The organism is Streptomyces lancefieldiae (genome assembly GCF_031845825.1).
In the GTDB taxonomy this organism is placed as follows: Bacteria; Actinomycetota; Actinomycetes; order Streptomycetales; family Streptomycetaceae; genus Streptomyces; species Streptomyces lancefieldiae.
The window spans coordinates 195,654-218,023 of the sequence record NZ_JAVRFH010000002.1 but is presented as its reverse complement, the minus strand read 5'-3'; the positions used below and the strand labels follow the sequence as shown (position 1 = coordinate 218,023).

Genomic DNA, 22,370 nt, shown 5'->3' with positions numbered 1-22,370 from the left:
TGCCGCGCGCGGCGCCGGACGTCAGTCGACCGGCCAGGTGTGGACCGGGGCGTTGAGATGCATGTAGTCCATGTACTGCTGGGTCATCCGCCGCAGGGCCTCGTGGCGGCCCGGACGGACGGTGGCGTCGAAGTGGTGGAACATCTCCTTCTGCCAGACCGCGCCGTTGCGGCCGGTGACGCACCGCTGCTCGATGATGCCGAGCAGCGGCTCCCGCCAGGCCGCGTCCATGCCGGAGAGCTCCAGCCCCCGGTGGGCCAGCGGCAGCAGCCGTCGCAGGACGAGTTCGGGCACGGGCACCTCGCCCGTCCCGGGCCAGTACAGCCGGGCCTCGATGCCGTGCCGGGCCGCCGTGTGCAGGTTGTCCTCGGCGACCGAGAAGGACATCTGCGACCACACCGGTCGCTCCACCTCCACCAGGGCGCGAGTGAGCCCGTAGTAGAAGGCGCCGTTGGCGAGGGTGTCGGCGACGGTCGGACCGGCGGGCAGGACCCGGTTCTCCACCCGGACGTGCGGTTTGTCGTCGGCGACGGCGTAGACGGGCCGGTTCCAGCGGTAGATGGTGCCGTTGTGGAGGGTGAGTTCGCCCAGTTCGGGGGTGTCGCCGCGGTCCAGCGTCTGAGCGGGGTCCTGTTCGTCGCACAGCGGCAGCAGCGCGGGGAAGTAGCGCAGGTTCTCCTCGAAGAGGTCGAAGACGCTGTTGATCCACCGCTCCCCGAACCACACCCGGGGCCGCACTCCCTGCGCCTTGATCTCCTGCGGCCGGGTGTCGGTGGCCTGCTCGAACAGGGGGATGCGGCTCTCGTGCCAGAGCTCCTTGCCGAGCAGGAAGGGCGAGTTGGCCGCGAGGGCGACCTGGACGCCGGCGATCGCCTGGGCCGCGTTCCAGTAGTCGGCGAACTCCTCGGGGGCCACCTGGAGGTGGAACTGCGTGCTGGTGCAGGCGGCCTCCGGCGTGATCGTGTCCGCGTAGGTCCGCAACCGGTCGACGCCGTCCACCTCGATGTGCAGGTCCTCGCCCCGGGCCGCGAACACCTGGTCGTTGAGCAGCCGGTAGCGCGGGTTCTCCGAGAGGGCCGCCTCGCCCACGTCCGACTGGCGCAGCGTGGGCAGGATGCCGATCATGATGAGATGGGCGCCGACCGACCTGGCGCGGTCCTCGGCGTGGTTCAGGGCGGCGCGGATCTCGTTCTCCCAGGCGTCGGGGCCGCCCGCCGTCAGCCGTCGGGGCGGGATGTTGATCTCCAGGTTGAACCGGCCCAGCTCGGTCGACCAGGCGGGGTCCGCGATCGCTTCGAGCGCGTCGCTGTTGCGCATCGCCGGCTCGGCCCTGTCATCGACGAGGTTCAGCTCGATCTCCAGCCCCACCTGGGGACGCTCGGTCTCGAACCGCGACTCGCGCAGCATCTGCGCGAAGGCGTCGAGGCACTCCTGCATCTTGATCCGGTACCGGCGCCGGTCCTCGCGGGTGAAGACCACCGCCGGGACGTCCCGTCCCATGGGCCCTCCCGGGGTTGCCTTCGTCGGACGCTCCTCCACCCCAGCGTCGCACCACCCGGCGACCCCCACCAGACGGGACAGGACGGGGCCCACCGCGCACGGCGCGGTGGGCCCCGTCCTTCGAGTCCTGGTGCGGACGACCAGTCCTACAGGCGGCCGGACTCCCGCACCGTGATCTTGGCGGAGGTGCGGCCCGACGGGGAGGAACCGAAGCCCTCGATCCGGTCCACCACGTCCGTGCCCTCGACGACCTTGCCGAAGACGACGTGCTTGCCGTCCAGCCAGGGGGTGGGGACGGTGGTGATGAAGAACTGCGAGCCGTTGGAGTTCGGACCCGCGTTCGCCATGGAGAGCAGGTACGGGCCGGTGTGCTTCAGCTTGAAGTTCTCGTCGTCGAACTTCGCGCCGTAGATGCTCTTGCCCCCGGTGCCGTTGCCCTCGGTGAAGTCACCGCCCTGGAGCATGAACTGCGGGATCACGCGGTGGAACGGGGAACCGGCGTAGCCGAAGCCGTGCTCGCCGGTGGCCAGCTCGATGAAGTTCTTGGCGGTCCTCGGGGTGACGTCCTCGAAGAGTTCGAAGACGATGCGGCCCGCGTCCTTGCCGTCGATGTCGATGTCGAAGTAAACCTTGGAATTGCTCATCGCACCATTGTGACCTGCGAGCCCCCGTGATGCCGAACCGGCTGCCCCTTCAGCGTGCGGCGAGCAGCCCGAGCGTGTCGATCACGCGGTTGGAGAAGCCCCACTCGTTGTCGTACCAGGCGACCACCTTGATGTGGCGGCCGTCGACCCGGGTCAGGGCCGAGTCGAAGATCGACGAGGCCGGGTTGCCCGTGATGTCCGACGACACCAGAGGGTCGTCCGAGTACTCGAGGACGCCGGCGAGCGGCCCCTCGGCGGCAGCGCGGTAGGCGGCCAGCACGTCGTCGCGCGTCACGTCACGGGCGACGGTGGTGTTGAGCTCGACGATCGAACCCACCGGAACCGGGACGCGGATCGAGTCGCCGGACAGCCTGCCGTCCAGGTTCGGCAGTACGAGGCCGATCGCCTTGGCGGCGCCCGTCGTGGTCGGCACGATGTTGACGCCGGCGGCACGGGCCCGGCGGGGGTCGCGGTGCGGGCCGTCCTGCAGGTTCTGCTCCTGCGTGTAGGCGTGCACCGTGGTCATGAAGCCGTGCTCGATGCCGGCCAGCTCGTCGAGCACCGCGGCCAGCGGCGCGAGCGCGTTGGTGGTGCAGGACGCGTTGGAGACGATCGTGTGCGCCGCCGGGTCGTACGCGTCGGTGTTGACGCCGAACGCGAGCGTGACGTCGGCACCGCTCGACGGCGCGCTGACCAGGACCTTCCTCGCGCCCGCGGTGAGGTGGGCACGGGCGGCGTCGGCCGAGGTGAAGCGGCCGGTCGCCTCCAGCACGATGTCGACGCCGAGCTCCGCCCACGGCAGCCGTGCCGGCTCGCGTTCGGCGAGCACCTTGATGCGGTGCCCGTCGACGACGAGGGTGTCGCCGTCGACGGTCACCGGGCGGCCGAGCCGTCCGGCCGTCGAGTCGAAGGCGAGCAGGCGGGCCAGGGTGGCGGGTTCCGTGAGGTCGTTGACGGCGACGACCTCGAGCTTGCTGTCGCGTTCGAGCAGCGCGCGCAGCACGTTGCGTCCGATGCGGCCGAATCCGTTGATGCCGATGCGAGTCATGAGTGGTGTGTCCCTTCGTTCGCCACCATGTCCTTCGCCACCAGGCTCGCGCGCGCCGCCCGCGCGGGGCAGCGGCGTGAGTGCCACGGTTCGCAAGGATCGCGCCAGGCGCCAGGCGCCAGGCGCCAAGCACGGAGCGCCGAGCGCCGAGCGCCGAGCACGGAGCGCCGAGCACGGAGCGCCGAGCGGCACCCGGAGGCCGGCGGCGGGCTACTCGCCCTGGGCGAAGGTGCGCCGGTACTCGCTCGGGGTGGTGCCGAGGATGCGCTGGAAGTGCAGCCGCAGGTTGGAGCCGGTGCCCAGACCGACGTCGGCGGCGATCTGCTCGACGCTCCGCTGAGAGCGTTCGAGCAGTTCACGGGCCATGTCGATACGGGCGCGCATGACCCACTGCATCGGCGTGTACCCCGTGTCCTCGACGAAGCGCCGCGAGAACGTGCGCGCCGACACCGCCGCGTGCCGGGCGAGTGCCTCCAGCGTGAGGGGCTCGCCGAGCCGGCGCAGCGCCCACTCGCGGGTGGCGGCGAACCGCTCGCCCAGCGGCTCGGGCACGCTGCGCGGCACGTACTGTGCCTGGCCGCCGCTGCGGTAGGGGGCCGCGACCAGGCGCCGGGCCGCGTGGTTCGACGCGGCCACCCCGAGGTCGCCGCGCAGGATGTGCAGGCACAGGTCGATGCCCGAGGCGGCGCCCGCGGACGTCAGCACGCTGCCCTCGTCGACGAACAGCACGTTCTCGTCGACCCGCACGAGAGGATGCTTCGCGGCGAGCGCCCGCGTGTAGTGCCAGTGCGTGGTGGCGCGCCTGCCGTCGAGCAGGCCCGTCGCGGCGAGCGCGAAGGCGCCCGTGGAGATGGCGGCGAGCCGTGCTCCGCGTCCGTGCGCCGCCGTCAGCGCGTCGACGACGGCCCCGGGCGGGTCGTCGAGGTCCGGGGACCGATAACCGGGCAGGAAGACGACGTCGGCCCACGCGAGCGCGTCGAGGCCGTGGGCGACGTGGTACGACAGGCCGTCACCGCCGGTCACCAGGCCGGGCGCCGCGCCGCACACCCGCACTTCGTACGGCATGCTGGCGCGCGTCGTGAAGACCTGCGCGGGAATGCCCACGTCGAGCGGTTTCGCCCCCTCGAGCACAAGGACGGCGACGCGACGAAGGCGGGAGGGCGGCACGGGGACAGGTTACGGGGCGCGCGGGCCTCAGCTCAGGCCGAGGGTGCTCATGGTGTGCTCGGCCATGCGCCGCTCGCCGAGGGCGTTGGGGTGGACGGGGACGAGGCTCCGGCCGAACAGGAGCGGTTCGATCCAGCGGGTGCCGTGGGGCGCACAGGCGTCGTGGCCGTCGGACGCCCGTGAGAAGTCCACGTAGGTGACACCGGTCTCCTCGGCGGCGCGCCGGACGACGGCATTGAGGTGCGCCTGAAGGCCCCGCAGATACGGGATGTCGCCGGAGGCGATCGGCAGCTTCGCGAAGCAGGAGGGGTCGGCCGTGGCCGGAGTGATCCACGGGTAACCCAGCGCCGCCACACGGGCGTTGGGCGCCTTGGCGCGGACGTCGCGCAGCGCGGCCTTCAGTGCGGGATAGGTGTGGGCGTCGATCTGGTCGTCGAAGGACGTGCCGTGCCGGTCCTTGCAGGGGCTGCCCTTGCCGCCGCTGAGGAGGCCCGCGGAACCGCAGGCCGTCACGGCGCTGATGAACGTGCTGTTGTCGTTGCCGCCGATGGTCAGTGTGACCAGGTCCGTGTCGGCGCCGAGCGCGTCCGCCTGAGGGGCGACGCCCGGGTACTGGGCCTGCGTGAAGTGTGCGGTCTGGGCGGCACCGCAGGTGACGTCCTTGAGGCGGGCGCCCGTCGTGGCGGCGATGACGTGCGGATAGTTCGCGGTGGAGCGCAGGCAGAGCAGGTTGGTGGGGTCCAGGGGCAGGACGCCGGAGCCGGCGCTGTAGCTGTCGCCGAGGGCGACGTAGTCCAGGGAGGCGGTGGCGGCGTGTGCGGTGGTGTCGGTCAGGCCGAGGGCCAGTGTGCCGATGGCGGCTATTGTCGCGGCCATGACACGACGTACGGCATGCTTCGGCATGGGCTCTCTCTTCTCGAGTGCGACCGAGGGTTACCGGGCGGTTTTACTCTCAAGTAATGTGCACGCCTCCTGACTTCCAGTCAACGCCCCTGACGGGTCTTCTTGCGGCCGCGACGTCCGGTGAGTTGCTCCACGCCCCGGCGTATGTCCGAGCCCTGGTGGACTGAGAGGGACCGATTGATTCTCGATCGATTCCCATTGATAATCGATGCATGCACCGTCTCTTCATCGCCATACTCAGGGTCGGCATCGTCGCAACGATGCTGATCGGTCTCTTCGGCCAGATCGTGGTCATCCCGACGACGGCGTCCGACGAGGTCGACCGCTTCCCGCCGTACGCCCCGTTCGCCGCGCCCTACGTGACGGTCGCCATCGTCGGCGTGGCCTGTGTCCAAGTCGCGCTCGTCGCCGTGTGGATGCTGCTCGGCATGGTCCGGCGCGACGCGATCTTCACGCCACGGGCCTTCCGCTGGGTCGACACCATCATCGGGTCCTCGGTCGTGGCGACCCTGCTGGCGACCGGGGTCACCGGGCACCTGGCCCTGGCCGAGATCCCCTCTCCCGACGACGGCATGGACATCGTCGGCGCGCTGGGCGCCGCGGTCGTGGCCGCCGGTACGGGAGCCGCGTTCGCGATGCTCGTCGTCCTCATGCGAAGCCTCCTGCACAAGGCGACCGAGCTGAAGAGCGAGATGGCCGAGGTGGTCTGAAGGCCGTGCCGACCGGTGGAAGCCACCGCCCCGGAGGACGTTCGAGGGACCTGACGGGAAGACGCGCTCTCATGGGAATCCGGGCTGTCCTAGAGTGACTTCCGCCAGAGATTCGGCAGTACACGCCGTACAGACGACCGCTGACCTGTGAGGTACTCACCAGCCATGCCGACCGAAACGTTTGAGTTCCAGGTAGAGGCGCGTCAGCTTCTGCAGCTGATGATTCACTCCGTCTACTCGAACAAGGATGTCTTCCTGCGCGAGCTCGTCTCCAACGCCTCCGACGCCCTGGACAAGCTGCGCCTCGCCGCCCTGCGGGACGACACGCCCGACGTCGACGTGAGCGACCTGCACATCGAGCTCGACGTCGACAAGGAGGCCCGTACCCTCGCCGTGCGGGACAACGGCATCGGGATGTCGTACGAGGAGGTCACCCACCTCATCGGCACCATCGCCAACTCGGGCACGGCGAAGTTCCTGCAGGAGCTGCGCGAGGCCAAGGACGCCGCCGGGGCGGACGGACTCATCGGACAGTTCGGTGTCGGCTTCTACTCGGCCTTCATGGTGGCGGACGAAGTCACCCTGGTGACCCGGCGCGCCGGCGAGACCCAGGGCACCCGCTGGACGTCGCGCGGCGAGGGCACCTACACCCTGGAGCGGGTCGACGAGGCACCGCAGGGAACCACGGTCACCCTGCACCTCAAGCCCGCGGACTCCGAGAACCAGCTGCACGACTACACCTCCACCTGGAAGATCAAGGAGATCGTCAAGCGCTACTCGGACTTCATCACCTGGCCGATCCGCCTGCTGCCGGAGGCGGGCGACGACGGCGCCGAGGGCGACGAGGGCGGCACCGACGCTCGCGAGGCCGAGACGCTCAACTCGATGAAGGCCCTGTGGGCGCGTCCGCGCACCGAGGTGTCCGACGACGAGTACCACGAGCTGTACAAGCACATCAGCCACGACTGGCGCGACCCGCTGGAGACGATCCGGCTGCAGGCGGAGGGCACCTTCGAGTACCAGGCCCTGCTCTTCGTGCCCTCCCACGCCCCGCACGACCTGTTCACCCAGGGCTACCAGCGCGGCGTACAGCTCTACGTGAAGCGCGTCTTCATCATGGACGACTGCGAGGAACTGCTGCCGCCGTACCTCCGTTTCGTCAAGGGCGTCGTCGACGCGCAGGACCTCTCGCTCAACGTCTCCCGTGAGATCCTCCAGCAGGACCGCCACATCCGCATGATCCAGCGCCGCCTGACGAAGAAGGTGCTGTCGACGGTCAAGGACCTGATGTCCGGCGCTCCGGAGCGCTACGCCACGTTCTGGCGGGAGTTCGGCGCGGTCCTCAAGGAAGGACTGGTCACCGACGCCGAGAACCGCGACGCGATCCTCGCCGCCTCCTCCTTCGCGACCACGCACGACGCCGACGAGCCGACCACGCTGAAGGACTACGTGGAGCGGATGAAGGACGGCCAGGAGCACATCTACTTCATGACGGGCGAGTCCCGGCAGGCCATGGAGAGCTCCCCGCACATGGAGGCGTTCCGCGCCAAGGGCGTCGAGGTCTTGCTGCTCACCGACGCCGTGGACGAGGTGTGGGCCGACGCGGTGGGGGAGTACGAGGGCAAGCAGCTGCGCTCGGTGGCCAAGGGCGAGATCGACCTGGGCGGTGCGCAGGACGAGAAGAGCGACGCCGAGAAGGACGCGCAGGGCGAGGAGTACGCCGGACTGCTCGGCTGGATGACGGAGCACCTGGACGAGGACGTCAAGGAGGTCCGCCTCTCCTCCCGCCTCACGGTCTCACCGGCGTGTGTCGTCTCCGACGCGAACGAGCTCACGCCCGCGCTGGAGAACATGTACCGGGCCATGGGCCAGGAGGTTCCCCACGCCAAGCGGATCCTCGAACTCAACCCGGAGCACCAGCTGGTGAAGTCCCTGAACCGGGCCTACACGGAGCAGGAGGACCGGACGGAGCTCACCGAGACCGCCGACCTGCTCCACGCCCTGGCGGTCCTCGCCGAGGGAGGCCGGCCGAAGGAGCCGGCCCGGTTCGTGAAGCTGGTGGCGGACCGCCTGGAGCGCACGCTCTAGCCAACGCAGGCCGCCGCCCGGCCCGGGGCCGTCCCCGGGCCGGGCGGCGGCATCTGCTGAACAGGGGATGCCCGTGCGGCCAGTGGTCAGGCCTGTGCCGCACGGGCGGCTAGGGGACGCGCCGGTCCGTGGTGGTGACGCGGGCGATGGCATCCAGGGTGAGCGCCCGCCCGTGGGGCTCACGGGCCAGGGCGCGATGCAGGATCAGGCCCTCGATGAGGGCGTCGAGCTGGCGGGCCGTTTCCGGGTCGAAGTGCTTCTCCAGGTGGACGCGGCTGCGGCGCATCCACTCGTGGGTGAGTTCCCGGTAGACCGGCTGGCGCGCGGCGAGGGTGTACAGCTCCTGCGTGAGCACCAGATCGCGCCGGCTTCCCTCCGACAGTGCGTGCACGAGGTCGGCCACTGCCGCCCGGGCCTGGTCGCGGTCGGCCGCGGCGCCGAGGTGGGCGTCGAACACGGCGACGATGTGGTCGGTGAAACGGCCGAACGCCTCCCGCAGAAGCTGGTCCATGCCGCTGAAGTGGTACGTCATCGACCCCAGGGGGACACCGGCGCGCGTGGCGATCTTCCGGTGCGAGACGCGTGCGATGCCCTCCTCGGCGATGAGGTCGAGGGTGGCGGCGATGATGCGTTCACGCCGCTGCGGATCCGTGTGTCCGGTTGCCATGGCAGCAGGTTTACACGGTCCGGACCGGCCGGGCGGGGTTGCCGACGGCGACGACGTTCGCCGGCACGTCCTTCGTCACGACGGCTCCGGCTCCGACGACGGCGTTGTCGCCGATGGTCACCCCGGGCAGGACGATGGCGCCCCCGCCCAGCCAGACGTTGTCGCCGATGGTGATGGGCCGGGCGGCCTCCAGTTTGTCGCGCCGGGGTTCGGCTTCCAGGGGATGCGTGGGCGTGAGCAGCTGGACGTTGGGTCCGATCTGGCAGTCCTCGCCGATGGTGATCGCGGCGACGTCGAGCGCGGTCAGGTTGTAGTTGACGAAGGTGCGCGCGCCGATCGTGATGTTGCTGCCGTAGTCGACGTACAGCGGTGGCCGCACGTGCGCGTCGGCGCCCAGGGAGCCGAGCAGCTCCGTGAGGATCGGCTGCGCGGCCTGCGCGTCCTCCCCGTACGCGGCCAGGTAGCGGGCGGCCAGTCGCACGGCCCGCTGCTGCCTGCGGGCGATCTCGGGATCGTCGGCGATGTAGAGGTCGCCCGCCAGCATGCGCTCGAGGTTGGTGCGGGGGTCGTCAGCGAAGTAGTCCGTCGGCATGCGCACGATCGTACCCGCTGGAGCGTACGAACGTACACTCCCGTTCGGTGTGCCGCCCGGAGACCTGTCCGCCCCGCGTACCGCCCGGCGTCGCCGGGGCTGGAGCACTCCCGCGCACAGGAGGACGAGAAGCCCCGCGAGCGGCACCACCAGCAGCCCCACCCGAAGGCTCGTCGTGTCGGCGGCCAGCCCCACGATCGGCGGGGAGGGCATGACAGTCAAGCGCGGGAACCCACCGGCGCGAGCGTACGGACGTACGCCTCCGTGGGCGGTGCGTGCGTCCACGCCTCGGCCGCGCGGCCGGCCGGTGGGTCTCAGCGGCTCCTGGCGCACAGGGCCGCGTCCACCGCCCCCTGGAGATGGCGCAGGCTGTCACCCTCGGCCGCCCAGGTGGTGGTGTAGACGGTCACGGTGCCCCGCCCGCCCGTGGCCCGGCCGCCGCCCACCGAGCCGCCGGGCAGATCGCCGCCGTGGCCCCAGTAGACCCCGCCGCAGCTGAGCGGGACCGAGGCGACGCCGTATCCGTAGCGGCTGCCCGCCGGGTAGACGTCGCGGCCCCCGACGTCGGTGGTGTCCCCCGTCATCAGGCGCACCGCCCAACCGGGCAGGAGCCGGCCGCCGAACAGACCGTCCCAGAAGGCGTTGAGGTCACCGGGAGTGGAGACGAGCCCGCCGGACGCCCCGAACTCGTACGCCGGAAGCTCGGTCACGTCCACCCTTCCGGCCTCCGGATACGCCGGGTGGACACCGTAGTTCCGGGCGTGCGGTCCACGCAGGGTCAGCTCGCCGGGCGCGGGCCAGTAGGTGTCGTCCAGGCGCAGCGGACGCAGGATCGTGCGCTCGACGTACGTGCGGAAGCCGACGCCCGACACCTCGTCGATCACCATGCCGAGCACCAGGTAGTTGGTGTTGGAGTAGCCCCAGTCGGTACCGGGCGCGAAGACGGGCTTCTCGTCGAGCGCGAGGGCCAGGTAGTCCTCGGGCGTTCCCGGCCGGCTCCAGTCGACCAGCGCGGTGTACTCCGGCAGCCCGCTGGTCTGCTTCAGCAACTGCCGTACGGTGATGCCGCTGTGGGCCAGCTGGGGCACGTGGGCTCCCGCGCGGTCGCCGAGGTCCAGCCGGCCGTCGGCCACCAGGCGCATCACCGCGGCGGCGGTGAACGCCTTGGTGTTGCTGGCGAGCCGGAACCGACCGCGCTCGTCGACCATCGGCCGACCCGCATCCACGTCCGCGACACCGGAGGTACGTGTCACCCTGCCGTCGTACGCGAGCGCGCCCGGCACGCCGTCGCGTTCGACGAGCAGGTCCAACCGGCGTTGCACCGGGTCGGTCTGGTGGGCCGCCGCCACGGGGGCGAACGCCCCGGTCAGTGTCGCGGCGAGCAGGACGGCGGCGGCGAGGCGCTTGCGGTACATGGGTCTTCCCCCTGGTGACGTTCGCCCGACGGGTGCGGGCGGATCGGTTCGCTCACCGACGACCTTGGCAGGACCCCGGCAGAAGATCATTGGGATCAGCCCCCGGGGTGGGGGTGTACTCAACCCCTCGCCGGGGCGTGGGGGTGTACTCACCCCCCCCTCGCAGCGGCGTGCCCCCTCGGGAATGGCGTGCGGTTCCTCATCCGGACGTGCGGGAATGGCGGGAAGGCGATCTTGGTTGACGCCTGGCATGCCCGACTCTTCCGTACGGCCCGCGGCGACCCGCATGCCGCTCGCCGTCTACATCCTCGGCCTCTCCGTGTTCGCGCTCGGCACGAGCGAGTTCATGCTCTCCGGACTGCTGCCGCCCATCGCCGACGACATGGACGTGTCGATCCCGCGAGCCGGGTTGCTGATATCGGCGTTCGCCATCGGCATGGTGGTCGGCGCGCCCCTGCTCGCGGTCGCGACCCTGCGGCTGCCGCGGAAGATCACGCTGGTCGCGTTGATCTCGGTGTTCGGACTCGGTCAGGTGGCCGGCGCGCTGGCCACCTCGTACGAGGTGCTCTTCGTCTCGCGGGTCGTGAGTGCCCTGGCCTGTGCCGGCTTCTGGGCGGTGGGAGCGGCCGTCGCCATCGCGATGGTGCCGCAGACCGCACGGGCCCGCGCGATGGCGGTGATGATCGGCGGACTGTCGATCGCCAACGTCCTCGGTGTACCGCTGGGCGCGTTCCTCGGCGAGCACCTGGGCTGGCGGTCCGCGTTCTGGGCGGTGGGCGCGGCGTCGGCCATCGCGCTGGTGGGCGTGGTGACCCTGATCCCGCGCATCCCGCTGCCCGAGCGCCGGCCCCGGCTGAAGGGCGAGCTGGCCATCTACGGCGACCGCCAGGTCTGGCTGTCCATCGTGGCGACCGCGCTCGCGGCCGGCGGTGTGTTCTGCGCCTTCTCGTACCTCGCGCCGCTGCTCACCGACGTGGCCGGACTCGAGGACGGCTGGGTGCCCGCCGTGCTGGCGCTGTTCGGCATCGGCGCGCTGATCGGCACGACCATCGGCGGCCGGGTCGCCGACGCGCACCTGTTCGGCGTGCTGCTCTCCGGCATCACCGGCTCGACCGTGCTGCTGGCGGCTCTCGCGCTGTTCGCGTCGAGCCCCGCCGTCGTGATCGCCCTGTCGTTGCTGCTCGGCGTCTCCGCGTTCTACACGGCCCCGGCGCTCAACGCCCGCATGTTCAACGTCGCCGGCGCCGCGCCCACCCTCGCGGGCGCGACGACGACCGCCGCGTTCAACCTGGGCAACACCGGCGGCCCCTGGCTCGGCGGCACCGTGATCGACGCGGGCTTCGGCTACGCCGCCACGGCCTGGGCGGGCGCCGCGATGACCCTGGTCGCGATCGCCCTCGTCGCCGTCTCGCTGCGGTTGCACAGCCGGTCACGCATCGTGACGGGGAGCATGGCCGCGAGGCCCGCGAGCGCGGAGCGCACCCAGCGGGTGTGACCCCTACCGGGACGCGGAAGCATTACATATGATCATCCGCAAGGCGGGGTCGTAGCACAGAGGTAGTGCGCCGCGACAGCATCTCGGAGGACGCCGGTTCGAATCCGGCCGCCCCGCCCCTTCTCCAGCCCTTCCCTGGCCGCTTTTTCATGCTCACGCCACACCGTCGCGCTCGGCGTCCGCCACCGCCTTCTGCCCCGCGGCTCTGGCATAGCGGTGGGCGAGGCGGGCGAAGGCATCCTTGAGCGCGGGCGGGCCGATGACCTCGATGTCGCTGTCGAAGACACCGACGGCGGCGGCGAGAGCGGGCCACGACCAGGAGCCGAGGGTCAGCCGGCAGCGGTCCGGGCCGAGTTCCTCGACGGTCCCCGCGGGGGCGTGGGGCAGGACGGCCGAGGCGGGCAGGCGCAGGACGACCTCGCCGAGGCAGGGCCAGTCGGGGGAGTGCCCGGAGCCGCGGAACCTGCCGGTCACGAAAGCGGCCACGTCTTCGCCGGGCAGTTCCCGGGGCGTGAAGCGGGGCCCCGTGGGTGTGCGCGGGGTGATCCGGTCGGCACGGAAGACGCGCCAGTCGTCGCGGTCGAGGTCCCAGGCGACGAGATACCAGCGCCCACCGTGGGTGACGAGGTGGTGGGGCTGCACCCGGCGCGGTGGCACCTCGGCGTCGTCGCCGGCCTGCGCCGCACGCGGGGAGGCGTAGTCGAAGCGCAGGACCTCGCGGGCGTGGACGGCGGCGCTGAGAGCCATGAGGACGCCGCTGTCGGCCTGGGACTGCGGACGGGGCGCGGACCGTTCGACGGCGGTGACCTGGAGGGCGTCGATCCGGTGGCGCAGCCGGGTGGGCATGACCTGCCGGAGGGTGGTCAGCGCGCGTGCCGCGCCGTCCTCGATACCGGCGCCGGTGGTGGTGGCGGTCCGCAGCGCCACGGCCAGGGCGACGGCCTGTTCGTCGTCGAACAGCAGCGGGGGCAGCTGTGTGCCGGCGTCGAGCCGGTATCCGCCGTCGGGACCCTTGAAGGCCACGACCGGGTAGCCGAGTTCACGCAGCCGGTCGATGTCACGGCGCAGGGTGCGCGGGCTGATGGCCAGCCGCTCGGCCAGCAGCGCTCCGGGCCAGTCCCGGCGCGCCTGGAGCAGGGAGAGCAGCGACAGCAGCCGTGCGGAGGTCTTCTGCATGCCTCCCATGTTCCCTCGAGTAGCGGCCACAACCTGACCGCTACCTGGGGCAGCGTGGGAACCGCGGGGCCGAGCGGGCCTCGCGGCGGCCCCTCTCAGGCGGGCCGTCCGACGTATCCAGAGGCGAGGAGCCCATCGTGTCCGTCAAAGCTGTGACCCATCTGAACTTCCGCGGTGACGCCGGCGAGGCCCTCGCGTTCTACCGGTCCGTGTTCGGTGGGGACGTCGCCGTGGTGACGTACGAGGACGCCGGAAACGTCCAGGACCCCGCCGAGGCGGACCAGGTGATGTGGGGTCAGGTGTCCACCGACAGCGGTCTGTGCGTGATGGCCTACGACGTGCCCTCGAACATGCCGTGGAACCAGGGCGAGAACGCCTTCTTCGTGTCCCTGCGCGGTGACACGACCGACGAGATCACCGAGTACTGGGAGAAGCTGTCCGAGGGGGCGACCGTCCTGCGGTCGCTGGCGGCCGCGCAGTGGGCGCCGCTCTACGGGATGCTGAGGGACCGGTTCGGCGTCACCTGGGTCCTGGACGTCGTGAGCGAGTACGGCGCGTCCTGACCGCGCGCCGAAGGCCGGGTGCCGGGCGCCCGCCACCCGGCCGACGGCGGTGCGGGCCCACCGAGACCATCATGTGAACGAAGGCAGGACACGACCGTGAGCGGCCACACCCACCTGTACCGGACCCACCGTCCCGCCCCGCGGACCCGTCCCGAGGCCGTGGTCCGATGACCGTTCTCGACACCCGGGCGCTCGGCCGCGCGACGCTGGCCCGGCAACTGCTGCTCGACCGCGCCGACATCCCCGTCCACGACGCCGTCGCACACCTGGGCGGCATGCAGGCGCAGGAGCCGCAGGAGCCGTTCGTCGGACTCTGGTCGCGGCTGCGCGCCTTCGAGCCGACGGCGCTCTCCGAACTCCTGACCGGCAGGCGTGTGGTGCGAACCCACCTCATGCGCCGTACCGTCCACCTCGTCACCGCCGACGACGTCCTGGCCTGGCGGGCCCGCCACGACGCCATGCTGCGCGGGCGGGTCCTCGGCACGTATCGCCGTGAGCTCGACGGCGTGGACCTGGACGAACTCGCCGCGGCGGGCCGGGCGGTGATGGCCGACGGCGAGCCCCGCTCGATGAGCGAGCTGGCACGGGCCGTCGCCGACCGCTGGCCGGCGCCGGGACCGCGGGCACTGGGCGAGATGCTGGTCGCCGCGCTGATCCCGATGGCGCAGCTGCCACCACGCGGCCTGTGGCGCACCAGGGCGGGCGTGCGCAACGCACCGCTCTCCACCTGGCTGGGCCGCGAGATCGACCCGCCGGCCCCCCACGGCTCCGATCCGGTCGGCGAGACGCTGGTCCGGCGCTACCTGGCCGCGTACGGCCCCGCCGCGTCGGCGGACCTGCGCGCCTGGTGCGGCCTCGCCGGCCTCCCCGCCGCCGTCGCGGCGGTGCGCGAGGAGCTGGTGGCCTTCCGCGACGAGCGGGGCCGGGAACTACTGGACCTCCCCGACGCACCGCGCCCCGACCCGGAGACCCCCGCCCCGGTACGGTTCCTGCCGGCGTTCGACAACGCGATCCTCGGCTACCACGACCGCGGCCGGATCATCGACGACGCCCACCGGGGCCTGTCGGTCGCCGGGGCCCGAGTCGTCCTGGTCGACGGGCGGGTGGCCGCCACCTGGAGCGTCGAGGCCGGCACCGTGACCGTCACCCCGCTGCGCCGCCTCTCCCGCGCCGACCGCGACGCCGTCACCGAGGAGGGTCGGGCACTGGCGTCCTTCCTCTCCGACCACGACAGCGACCGCGTGCGGGTCGCCCCGCCGCCCTGCTGAGTGGACGCATCCGCTCCGGCAGCCCGCCGGAGCGGATGCGGCGTACATCCATCGCCGCGTTGTACACCAGGGGGTGAGGGCCGCGAGGGCGCACTACACCCCATGCAGTACGCCAGTCCAGACCCAGGGACGGATCAAATGCCGAAGTGCCCGGGTGAGCATGGATGAGTACTCCCGGTCAGCGCCTTTTGCCTCCCCCCATGTGCCGGGTCTTCGTCCTGTCCCAACCCGACGGATTGGTCCCAGGTGGCTACGTTCCTCTATCGACTCGGCCGACGCGCGTTCCGGCGTCGCGGCCTCGTCGCCCTGCTGTGGGTGGCCATACTCGTGGGCGCCGGCGTTGCCGCGTCCGCGGCGCCCGCCCCGCCCGAAGACTCCTTCTCCATGCCCGGCACCGAGTCGCAGAAGGCGTTCGACCTGCTCGACGAGCGTTTCCCGGCCGCCAGTGCCGAGGGCGCCACGGCCCGTGTGGTGATCCGCGCCCCCGAGGGCGAGAAGATCTCCGGCCCGGCCGGCAAGGCCAGGGTCGACAAGCTGGTCACCGCGCTCGGCGACGGTCCGCAGGTCGCCTCGGTGGACGACCCCTTCGAGGCGAACGCCGTCAGCAGGGACGGCACGACCGCGTACGCCTCCGTGACGTACAAGGTCAACGCCATGGAGCTGACCGACCAGGCCCGCGAGTCCCTCACCGCGGCCACCGACGACGCGCGCGGCGAGGGATTCACCGTCGAGACCGGCGGCGACGCGGTCGTGGCCGAGCAGGAGATGGGCGGCACCGCCGAGCTGATCGGCATCGGTGTCGCCGCGGTCGTCCTCCTGCTGACCTTCGGCTCACTCGTCGCGGCGGGCATGCCGCTGCTCTCGGCGATCATCGGTGTCGGCATCGGCATCTCCGCCATCGGGGCGCTCGGCAGCACGCTCGAACTCTCCGCGACGACCTCCACCCTCGCCATGATGATCGGCCTCGCGGTCGCCATCGACTACGCCCTGTTCATCGTCTCCCGCTACCGGGCGGAGATCGCCGAGGGCCGCACCCCCGAGGAGGCCGCGGGACGCGCGGTCGGCACCGCCGGTTCCGCGGTCGTCTTCGCCGGACTCACCGTCATCGTGGCCCTGGCGGGCCTCGCGGTGGTCAACATCCCGATCCTCACCAAGATGGGTCTGGCCGCCGCGGCCACCGTCGGCATCGCCGTGCTGATCGCGCTCACCCTGACCCCGGCGCTGCTGGCCTTCGCGGGCAGGAAGGCGCTCAGCCGCAAGGACCGCAAGGCGGCGGCCGGAGAACGCAAGGCGTTTGACAAGCCCAAGCTCGGCACCCGTTGGGCCCGCTTCGTGCTGCGTCGCCCGGTGACCGTGCTGCTCACCGCGGTGCTCGGCCTCGGTGTCGTCGCCGTGCCGGCCATGAGCCTGGAGCTGGGTCTGCCTGACGAGGGCAGCGCGGCGCCCGACTCCACGCAGCGCAAGGCCTACGACATGCTGTCCGAGTCCTTCGGCGCAGGGTTCAACGGCCCGCTGATGGTCACCGTCGACGCCCGGGGCGCGGACGACGCGAAGGCCGCCGCCGAGACCGTCGGCAAGGAGATCACCGGTCTGGGCGAGGCCGCGGCCGTCACCCCGGCGAACTTCAACGAGGAGGGCGACACCGCCGTCCTCACGGTGATGCCCAAGACCGGTCCGAGCGACGCCGCCACCGAGTCGCTGGTGCGGGACATCCGCTCGCTGTCCGGCGACATCGAGTCCGACACGGGCGCGACCATGCTGGTCACCGGCGCGACCGCGATGACCATCGACTTCTCGCAGACCCTGGACGACGCGCTCATCCCGTACCTGGGCCTGGTCGTCGGCCTGGCCTTCCTGCTCCTGATGCTGGTGTTCCGCTCGATCCTCGTCCCGCTGAAGGCGGCCCTCGGCTTCCTGCTCTCGGTGGCCGCGGCGCTCGGCGCGGTGGTCGCGGTGTTCCAGTGGGGATGGCTCGCGGACGTCGTCGGTGTGGAGCAGCCGGGCCCGATCATGTCGATGATGCCCATCTTCATGATCGGCGTGGTCTTCGGACTGGCCATGGACTACGAGGTCTTCCTCGTGACGCGCATGCGTGAGGCCTACGTCCACGGATCGTCCGCCGCCGAGTCCGTCACCACGGGCTTCACCCACGGCGGCCGGGTCGTCGCGGCGGCCGCGATCATCATGATCAGTGTCTTCTCCGGCTTCATCATGGAGAACGACGACATGATCAAGATGATGGGCTTCGGCCTCGCGATCGCCGTCCTCTTCGACGCCTTCGTGGTCCGCATGGCCATCGTGCCCGCGGTGCTCGCCCTGCTCGGCACCAAGGCGTGGTGGCTGCCCAAGTGGCTCGACCGGATCCTGCCGAACGTCGACGTCGAGGGCGAGAAGCTCCACAAGCAGCTCGGTGACACCCCCGGGCCCACCGAGCCCGTGCGCGAGCCGGAGCCGGCCGGAGTCTGACCCCCGCCCGCGCCCCGTGCCCCGGTGACCTGGACCTTCCAGGCCACCGGGGCCTTCGCACGCCGGGGTCTTCCGACGGCGAGGAACCGTGTCCGGTCAGCGGCCGACGGGTGCCGAGTCCTCGGCGTCCGTCTCTCCCGCCCGTCTGAACTCCACGGCGACGACACCGTCGACACGTCGGCAGAGTTCTTCCAGCACCGCGACGGACACGTGGCTCGGGAGGTGCCCGCTGAGGACGACGTGTCCGTGGGTCACGTCCACCTGTACCGACGAGGGAGCCAGCCCGAGGGACTTGACCAGGGCCTCTTCGATGATCTCGGTCCGGATCGCCCGGTCCGTGCGGAGGAAGACCCGCAGCAGGTCACTTCTGCTGACCACCCCGATCAACCGCCCCGCTTCGTCGACGACCAGGAGCCGTTTGATGCCGTGCCGGGCCATCACACGGGCGGCGTCGACCACGCTCCAGCTCTCGCGCGCGCAGACGGCGGGGGAGGTCATCAGTCCCGCCGCGTCCGTCGCCGACGCCTTGGCCCCCGGCCGGGACGCCTCACCGGGCCCCGGGGACTCGTCGCCGTCTCCGCCCCACATCTTCTGCAGGAGGTCCGCCTCCGACACCACTCCCACGGGCCGGTTCTCCTCGTCCACGACGGGCACCGCGGTGATGTCGTACTCCTGCAGCAGGTGGGCGATCTCCTTGAACGGTGTTCCGCGCTGGACGCGGACCACGGCGTCGCTCATCAGATCGCACACCTTCTGGTGCTTCATCGACGTTCTTCTCCTCCGCTGCCGGCCTGTGCCGGACATCCGTCCTTCTGGCGATGTGAAAACGATCCGTCGGCCGCAGGAGTGCCGCATGCCGACCCGGACCCGTCGCATCACCCACCGGGGCTGATGAGGAGCAGGGCGATGTCGTCGCCGGGAGTGGGCGCGTGCCGCACGAGGCTGTCGGCCAAGGCGTCGAGGTCGGTGGGATCGCCGTGCTCCAGGAGCCCGGCGAGGGCCGCGATGGCGTCGTCCAGGTCGACTCCCGGGGCCTCCACGAGTCCGTCGGTGTAGAGGGCGAGCACGCTGCCGGGAGGCAGACGGAAGTCCAGCGCCGGGTAGAACGTGTCCGGCTCGATGCCGAGCAGCAGGCCGGGCGGCACCCGGAGGAGTTCCGTGCGCCCGTCGGCATGGCGTAGCAAGGGCGGCGGGTGGCCGGCGGTCGCCACGCGGGCGCGGTGCGTGGCGAGGTTCAGGTGGACGTAGACACAGCTGGTGAACAGGCCGGGGTCGAGGTCGGTGAGCAGGCGGTTGGTGCGGGCCAGGACGTCGTCGGGGGAAGCGCCCCCGGTGGCGTGGGCGTGGACGGCGGTGCGGACCTGCCCCATCAGGGCCGCGGCGTCCACGTTGTGGCCCTGCACGTCTCCGATGGTGGCGCCGACCGTGTGCTCGTCCAGGCGGATGAGGTCGTAGAAGTCGCCGCCGACGCCGTCCATGCCGCGGGCAGCCGGAAGGTAGCGGGCGGCGACCTTCAGGCCCGCGACTTCGGGGAGGGTGTGGGGCAGCAGGGCGGACTGCAGGCGGTGGGCGAGGTGGTGCTTGGCGTCGTAGAGCCGGGCCCGGTCCAGGGCCTGCCCGACCAGGCCGGCCAGTGAGGTGAGAACGGCGCGTTCACCGGGCGGGAAGGCGTGCGGCTGTTCGTAGGCGAGGAGGAGGGAACCGATGGGGCGACCGGACGCGATCAGCGGCAGGATCGTCCACGCGGCCATCCCGTCCTTGTACGCGGTGGCCGGGTAGTCGCGCTCGAGTTCGGCGAAGTTCGCGAAGAATCCCGGGACACCGGTGGTCAGGACGTCGACGCCGGGGATGTCCGAGCTCAGGGGGACGTCGTCGAAGCGGCTGATCACCTCGGTGCGGTAGCCGCGGTACCCGAGGATCTTCAGACGACCGTCCGCGGCGGCCATCAGCACCATGGCCTGCGCGCCCAGCGCCGGAAGCAACTGGTCGGCGGTCTGCTCGACCACGTCCTGCACACCGACGGCCTCCGTCAGGGTGGCGGCCAGGTGCATCAGGTGGTACAGCACGCTGGCGCGGCTGGGACCTGCGGGCGGTGCGGACCGCCCGGCGGGAGCACCCCCGGATGAGTCGGCCCGGGTGATGCGGACGCTGATGCCGGAAGGGTCCGGATACAGCTCGAAGGCCAGCCAGCTCTCCGGCGGACGCAGGACCGTGAAGGACTCCGGCCGACGGCTGACCAGCGCGGCCCGGTAGCGGTCCTCGACCTGGGGGACGTCCATCCACGGCAGCGCCTCCCAGGGCAGGGCGCCCACCAGGTCGGACGCGTCGGCACCGACGAGTTCGGCCGCCGCCGGGGTGATGAAGGTGATGCGGCCACTCAGGTCCAGCGCGCAGGAGCCGCCGGGGAGGCGGTCGACGAAGGCCGAGAGCGCCGCCGCCTCGGCGGGGGAGGGGGTGCGCCCGGCCGGTGGCCGCAGGGTGCGGGGCCGGTCGCGCAGCAAGGGATCCCCGCGGTCCGCCGCCTGCTGCACCAGGCGTCCCAAGCGACGGCAGCCCGCTTCGATGACGTCGCGTTCATCGGGGCCGAGGTACGCCGAACGGGGCCCGGACCACAGCAGCACCAGCCCACCCAGGACGGCGGTGCGCGAAACGACCGGCGCGGCCGACAACGCGAAGTCGTACGGCAGCACGAGTGCCACCCGAGGGTACCGGCGCGCCATCGCCTCCTGGCCGCCGACCCACACCAGGCGTCGCTCGCGGACGGCGTCCGCCACCGGCATCGGATCGGTCGGCGCGACACGTCGCCACGGAGCGGCGATCTCGTAAGGCACCCCGGTCATCGTCGCCAGCCACAGGCCGTCCTCGCCCGGCGGCCGCACGTACAGCAGCCCACCGAACGCACCGGTCTCCCGCACCACGTCGGCCATCGCGGTGTCCATCAGACGCCCGTCGCGGGCGGCCCCGCCGAGCCCATCGGTCGGTGCACCACAGGGCCGTGCCGGCCGCCGTGTTCCGCAGGTTCCGGCAGGGCCGCACGACACCAGCCATACCGAACGTCACCCATACGAGGACACTACGCCCGTCTTGTCGCGACAGCATGCGAAGCCGTGGCGCGCCTCCTCCTCGACCACCCCCCTCGCTCACCCCCGGCCGTCGCGTCGCTCGACGTACAGGCGGTCGCCCCTCGGGCCGGTCCACTCCAGCCGGACGACACCGGGCACGGCGGCGTCGGCTATGCGCGACGGATCCTTCCAGTGGCCGGCGGCCGGATTGCGGAAGAACGTCGCCCACAACCGACCGGCGTGATCCTCGAAGAAGTTGTTGTGTCCGGCGCCGACACCCGCGGTCCACCGCTCGGAGTACGGCCCCTCGAAGTTGTCGGAGACGGCGACGACCGCGTCGTACTGGTACTGCACACGGCCTGTCGCGGGCGGGTCGTAGGCGTTGCGCGTGCTTCCGTACGCGTCGACCGACGTGCGGTCCCACGCGGCGTGGACCAGGTAGTACTTGCCCTTGTACTTGAACACGTACGCGCCTTCGAGATACGGCTCGGGGGAGTAGGGCGTCTGACGGAACTTCGGGAGGTTCGTCGTGGTGACGATGTCCTCCATGTCGTCCCGGAACTTGGCGTACAGGTCGTTGTGCAGCACGAGCCACGCGTCGTCGCCCTCGCTGTAGAGGCCGCCGTCGATGTGGTGGTAGGCGCCGGGCTCGATGAAGGCCGGCCCTCCGACGAACGACTCGCCGAAGGGCTTGTCCAGGTTCCCCTCGATCAGCCGGTACGGGCCCTCGACCCCGCCCTCGCTCACCAGCATGAAGGAGCCGACCTTGCGGGAGTGGTCGCCCATGCACGCGACGATGTACCAGGTGTCGCGGAAGTAGTGCAGCTCAGGGGCCCAGGCCTGGCCGCGCTTGCCGAACCGGTCGTCGTACCAGTACTCCTGCCAGTCGGCGACGACCGTGCGCCCGGGCCGGTTCTCCCCGACGAACTCGGGCGACCACACCTTGCCCTTCTCGGCGTCCGGCCGGATGCCGGTCGTGTCGGCAAGTCTCCACGGCCCGTCGAGAGAGGGGGCCAGCCACACGAAGATGCCGTCGTTCCACGGGCCGGCCGCTTCGAGCCCGGGCACCCGGGTGGTGCCGGTGGCGACGTAGAGCGGGCGGCCGTCGACGACGAAGCAGTTGACGTAGGTGTCCCGCATCCAGACCGTGCCGCGCTCCTCGTCACGCGGGCGCAGTTCGAGCGGGAGGACGAAGGAGTTGTCCTCCCGCGGCCACAGGTCCGGTCGGGTGTCCGCGAGGCCGTACTCCGCGGGATCGGGCCAGTTCGAGGGGTGACGCCGCTGCGACGAGGCCTGTGCCGGCACGGAGCCGGCCGCCTGGGCGGTGGACGCGGGCAGGGCGGCCGCCGCTCCCAGGCCGGCGGCACCGGCCAGCAGGGAGCGTCGGGGCAGTCGGTTCACGGCATCGGTCATCAGTCGCGTTCTCCTTCGTCCTCCCCGCCCGGGAACCGAGGGGCGGCTCACAAGCCGGGGACGGGGGCATGCCGCACAGCATGCGAACGCCCACACATTTACGTCAACACGGCGGACGAATAATCCCGGGAAACCGACCGGCGCGCAGGCCCACCCACCAGGCACTGTGAACGCTTCGTTTCGTCTTTCTGTC

General features: G+C 71.4%; 18 protein-coding genes and 1 tRNA gene. 7 read left to right on the top strand and 12 right to left on the bottom strand.

The window, feature by feature from the left end; genetic code table 11:
- Positions 1-21 precede the first annotated feature (21 nt).
- The 5 genes from RM812_RS03000 to RM812_RS02980 all read right to left on the bottom strand — a co-directional run bounded on the left by RM812_RS03000 (position 22) and on the right by RM812_RS02980 (position 5,262).
- Positions 22-1,500: a glutamate-cysteine ligase family protein gene (locus tag RM812_RS03000; RefSeq protein WP_311570790.1), complete on the bottom strand. Its 1,479-nt coding sequence runs from the start codon at positions 1,498-1,500 to the stop codon at positions 22-24.
- Positions 1,501-1,646: 146 nt separating this feature from the next.
- Positions 1,647-2,144: a peptidylprolyl isomerase gene (locus RM812_RS02995; RefSeq protein ID WP_311570789.1), complete on the bottom strand. Its 498-nt coding sequence runs from the start codon at positions 2,142-2,144 to the stop codon at positions 1,647-1,649.
- 49 nt (positions 2,145-2,193) lie between these two features.
- Positions 2,194-3,192 (bottom strand): type I glyceraldehyde-3-phosphate dehydrogenase, encoded by a 999-nt coding sequence (gene gap / locus RM812_RS02990; protein ID WP_311570788.1) that lies wholly within the window; start codon positions 3,190-3,192, stop codon positions 2,194-2,196.
- A 210-nt stretch (positions 3,193-3,402) separates the two neighbouring features.
- A complete protein-coding gene (locus RM812_RS02985; protein WP_311570787.1) occupies positions 3,403-4,359 on the bottom strand; it encodes a GlxA family transcriptional regulator in 957 nt (318 codons plus the stop codon).
- Between the two features lie 27 nt (positions 4,360-4,386).
- Entirely contained in the window at positions 4,387-5,262 is an 876-nt protein-coding gene (locus RM812_RS02980; protein ID WP_311570786.1) for an SGNH/GDSL hydrolase family protein, read from the bottom strand.
- A gap of 212 nt (positions 5,263-5,474) precedes the next feature.
- On the opposite strand from RM812_RS02980, the gene RM812_RS02975 reads away from it, so the two are divergent.
- Complete coding sequence (locus RM812_RS02975; protein WP_311570785.1) at positions 5,475-5,972, top strand: DUF2975 domain-containing protein; 498 nt, start codon at positions 5,475-5,477, stop codon at positions 5,970-5,972.
- 165 nt (positions 5,973-6,137) lie between these two features.
- Entirely contained in the window at positions 6,138-8,060 is a 1,923-nt protein-coding gene (gene htpG, locus RM812_RS02970; RefSeq protein ID WP_311570784.1) for a molecular chaperone HtpG, read from the top strand.
- A gap of 109 nt (positions 8,061-8,169) precedes the next feature.
- Here htpG and RM812_RS02965 read toward each other — a convergent pair whose 3' ends face one another.
- The 3 genes from RM812_RS02965 to RM812_RS02955 form a co-directional block, all read right to left on the bottom strand.
- Positions 8,170-8,727: a TetR/AcrR family transcriptional regulator gene (locus RM812_RS02965; RefSeq protein ID WP_311570783.1), complete on the bottom strand. Its 558-nt coding sequence runs from the start codon at positions 8,725-8,727 to the stop codon at positions 8,170-8,172.
- A 10-nt stretch (positions 8,728-8,737) separates the two neighbouring features.
- Positions 8,738-9,319, bottom strand: a complete 582-nt coding sequence (locus RM812_RS02960) for a sugar O-acetyltransferase (protein WP_311570782.1) — start codon at positions 9,317-9,319, stop codon at positions 8,738-8,740.
- Positions 9,320-9,633: 314 nt separating this feature from the next.
- Positions 9,634-10,734 carry a serine hydrolase domain-containing protein gene (locus tag RM812_RS02955; RefSeq protein WP_311570781.1) on the bottom strand — a complete coding sequence of 367 codons (1,101 nt, stop codon included), beginning with the start codon at positions 10,732-10,734 and terminating at the stop codon, positions 9,634-9,636.
- A gap of 286 nt (positions 10,735-11,020) precedes the next feature.
- Between RM812_RS02955 and RM812_RS02950 the strand changes: the two genes are divergently transcribed.
- Positions 11,021-12,229, top strand: coding sequence for a Cmx/CmrA family chloramphenicol efflux MFS transporter (locus tag RM812_RS02950; protein ID WP_311570939.1), 1,209 nt, complete (start codon positions 11,021-11,023; stop codon positions 12,227-12,229).
- 43 nt (positions 12,230-12,272) lie between these two features.
- Positions 12,273-12,347: transfer RNA gene (locus RM812_RS02945), tRNA-Leu, on the top strand.
- Positions 12,348-12,382: 35 nt separating this feature from the next.
- Here RM812_RS02945 and RM812_RS02940 read toward each other — a convergent pair.
- Positions 12,383-13,405: a helix-turn-helix transcriptional regulator gene (locus RM812_RS02940; RefSeq protein ID WP_311570780.1), complete on the bottom strand. Its 1,023-nt coding sequence runs from the start codon at positions 13,403-13,405 to the stop codon at positions 12,383-12,385.
- Between the two features lie 137 nt (positions 13,406-13,542).
- Between RM812_RS02940 and RM812_RS02935 the strand changes: the two genes are divergently transcribed.
- The 3 genes from RM812_RS02935 (at position 13,543) to RM812_RS02925 (ending at position 17,702) form a co-directional block, all read left to right on the top strand.
- Positions 13,543-13,968 carry a VOC family protein gene (locus RM812_RS02935; RefSeq protein ID WP_311570779.1) on the top strand — a complete coding sequence of 142 codons (426 nt, stop codon included), beginning with the start codon at positions 13,543-13,545 and terminating at the stop codon, positions 13,966-13,968.
- A gap of 167 nt (positions 13,969-14,135) precedes the next feature.
- The gene (locus RM812_RS02930; RefSeq protein ID WP_311570778.1) at positions 14,136-15,236 is read left to right on the top strand and encodes a winged helix DNA-binding domain-containing protein; all 1,101 of its coding nucleotides are present in this window, start codon (positions 14,136-14,138) and stop codon (positions 15,234-15,236) included.
- 246 nt (positions 15,237-15,482) lie between these two features.
- Positions 15,483-17,702: an MMPL family transporter gene (locus RM812_RS02925; RefSeq protein WP_311570777.1), complete on the top strand. Its 2,220-nt coding sequence runs from the start codon at positions 15,483-15,485 to the stop codon at positions 17,700-17,702.
- A 96-nt stretch (positions 17,703-17,798) separates the two neighbouring features.
- Here the strand turns inward: RM812_RS02925 and RM812_RS02920 are convergent, their stop codons facing one another.
- The 3 genes from RM812_RS02920 to RM812_RS02910 form a co-directional block, all read right to left on the bottom strand.
- Positions 17,799-18,467, bottom strand: a complete 669-nt coding sequence (locus tag RM812_RS02920; protein WP_311570776.1) for a CBS domain-containing protein — start codon at positions 18,465-18,467, stop codon at positions 17,799-17,801.
- A gap of 110 nt (positions 18,468-18,577) precedes the next feature.
- Positions 18,578-20,641 (bottom strand): SpoIIE family protein phosphatase, encoded by a 2,064-nt coding sequence (locus RM812_RS02915; protein ID WP_311570775.1) that lies wholly within the window; start codon positions 20,639-20,641, stop codon positions 18,578-18,580.
- A gap of 201 nt (positions 20,642-20,842) precedes the next feature.
- A complete protein-coding gene (locus RM812_RS02910; RefSeq protein ID WP_311570774.1) occupies positions 20,843-22,177 on the bottom strand; it encodes a family 43 glycosylhydrolase in 1,335 nt (444 codons plus the stop codon).
- Between the last annotated feature and the right edge of the window lie 193 nt (positions 22,178-22,370).

What these genes read in the sequence shown, in the direction of transcription:
- RM812_RS03000 (WP_311570790.1), bottom strand. Translation starts at nt 1,500, where the DNA reads ATGGGACGGGACGTCCCGGCGGTGGTCTTCACCCGCGAGGACCGGCGC.
- gap (WP_311570788.1), bottom strand. Translation starts at nt 3,192, where the DNA reads ATGACTCGCATCGGCATCAACGGATTCGGCCGCATCGGACGCAACGTG.
- RM812_RS02975 (WP_311570785.1), top strand. Translation starts at nt 5,475, where the DNA reads ATGCACCGTCTCTTCATCGCCATACTCAGGGTCGGCATCGTCGCAACG.
- RM812_RS02910 (WP_311570774.1), bottom strand. Translation starts at nt 22,177, where the DNA reads ATGACCGATGCCGTGAACCGACTGCCCCGACGCTCCCTGCTGGCCGGT.
- RM812_RS02930 (WP_311570778.1), top strand. Translation starts at nt 14,136, where the DNA reads ATGACCGTTCTCGACACCCGGGCGCTCGGCCGCGCGACGCTGGCCCGG.
- RM812_RS02940 (WP_311570780.1), bottom strand. Translation starts at nt 13,405, where the DNA reads ATGCAGAAGACCTCCGCACGGCTGCTGTCGCTGCTCTCCCTGCTCCAG.
- RM812_RS02965 (WP_311570783.1), bottom strand. Translation starts at nt 8,727, where the DNA reads ATGGCAACCGGACACACGGATCCGCAGCGGCGTGAACGCATCATCGCC.
- htpG (WP_311570784.1), top strand. Translation starts at nt 6,138, where the DNA reads ATGCCGACCGAAACGTTTGAGTTCCAGGTAGAGGCGCGTCAGCTTCTG.
- RM812_RS02955 (WP_311570781.1), bottom strand. Translation starts at nt 10,734, where the DNA reads ATGTACCGCAAGCGCCTCGCCGCCGCCGTCCTGCTCGCCGCGACACTG.
- RM812_RS02995 (WP_311570789.1), bottom strand. Translation starts at nt 2,144, where the DNA reads ATGAGCAATTCCAAGGTTTACTTCGACATCGACATCGACGGCAAGGAC.
- RM812_RS02920 (WP_311570776.1), bottom strand. Translation starts at nt 18,467, where the DNA reads ATGAAGCACCAGAAGGTGTGCGATCTGATGAGCGACGCCGTGGTCCGC.
- RM812_RS02980 (WP_311570786.1), bottom strand. Translation starts at nt 5,262, where the DNA reads ATGCCGAAGCATGCCGTACGTCGTGTCATGGCCGCGACAATAGCCGCC.
- RM812_RS02915 (WP_311570775.1), bottom strand. Translation starts at nt 20,641, where the DNA reads ATGGACACCGCGATGGCCGACGTGGTGCGGGAGACCGGTGCGTTCGGT.
- RM812_RS02960 (WP_311570782.1), bottom strand. Translation starts at nt 9,319, where the DNA reads ATGCCGACGGACTACTTCGCTGACGACCCCCGCACCAACCTCGAGCGC.
- RM812_RS02950 (WP_311570939.1), top strand. Translation starts at nt 11,021, where the DNA reads ATGCCGCTCGCCGTCTACATCCTCGGCCTCTCCGTGTTCGCGCTCGGC.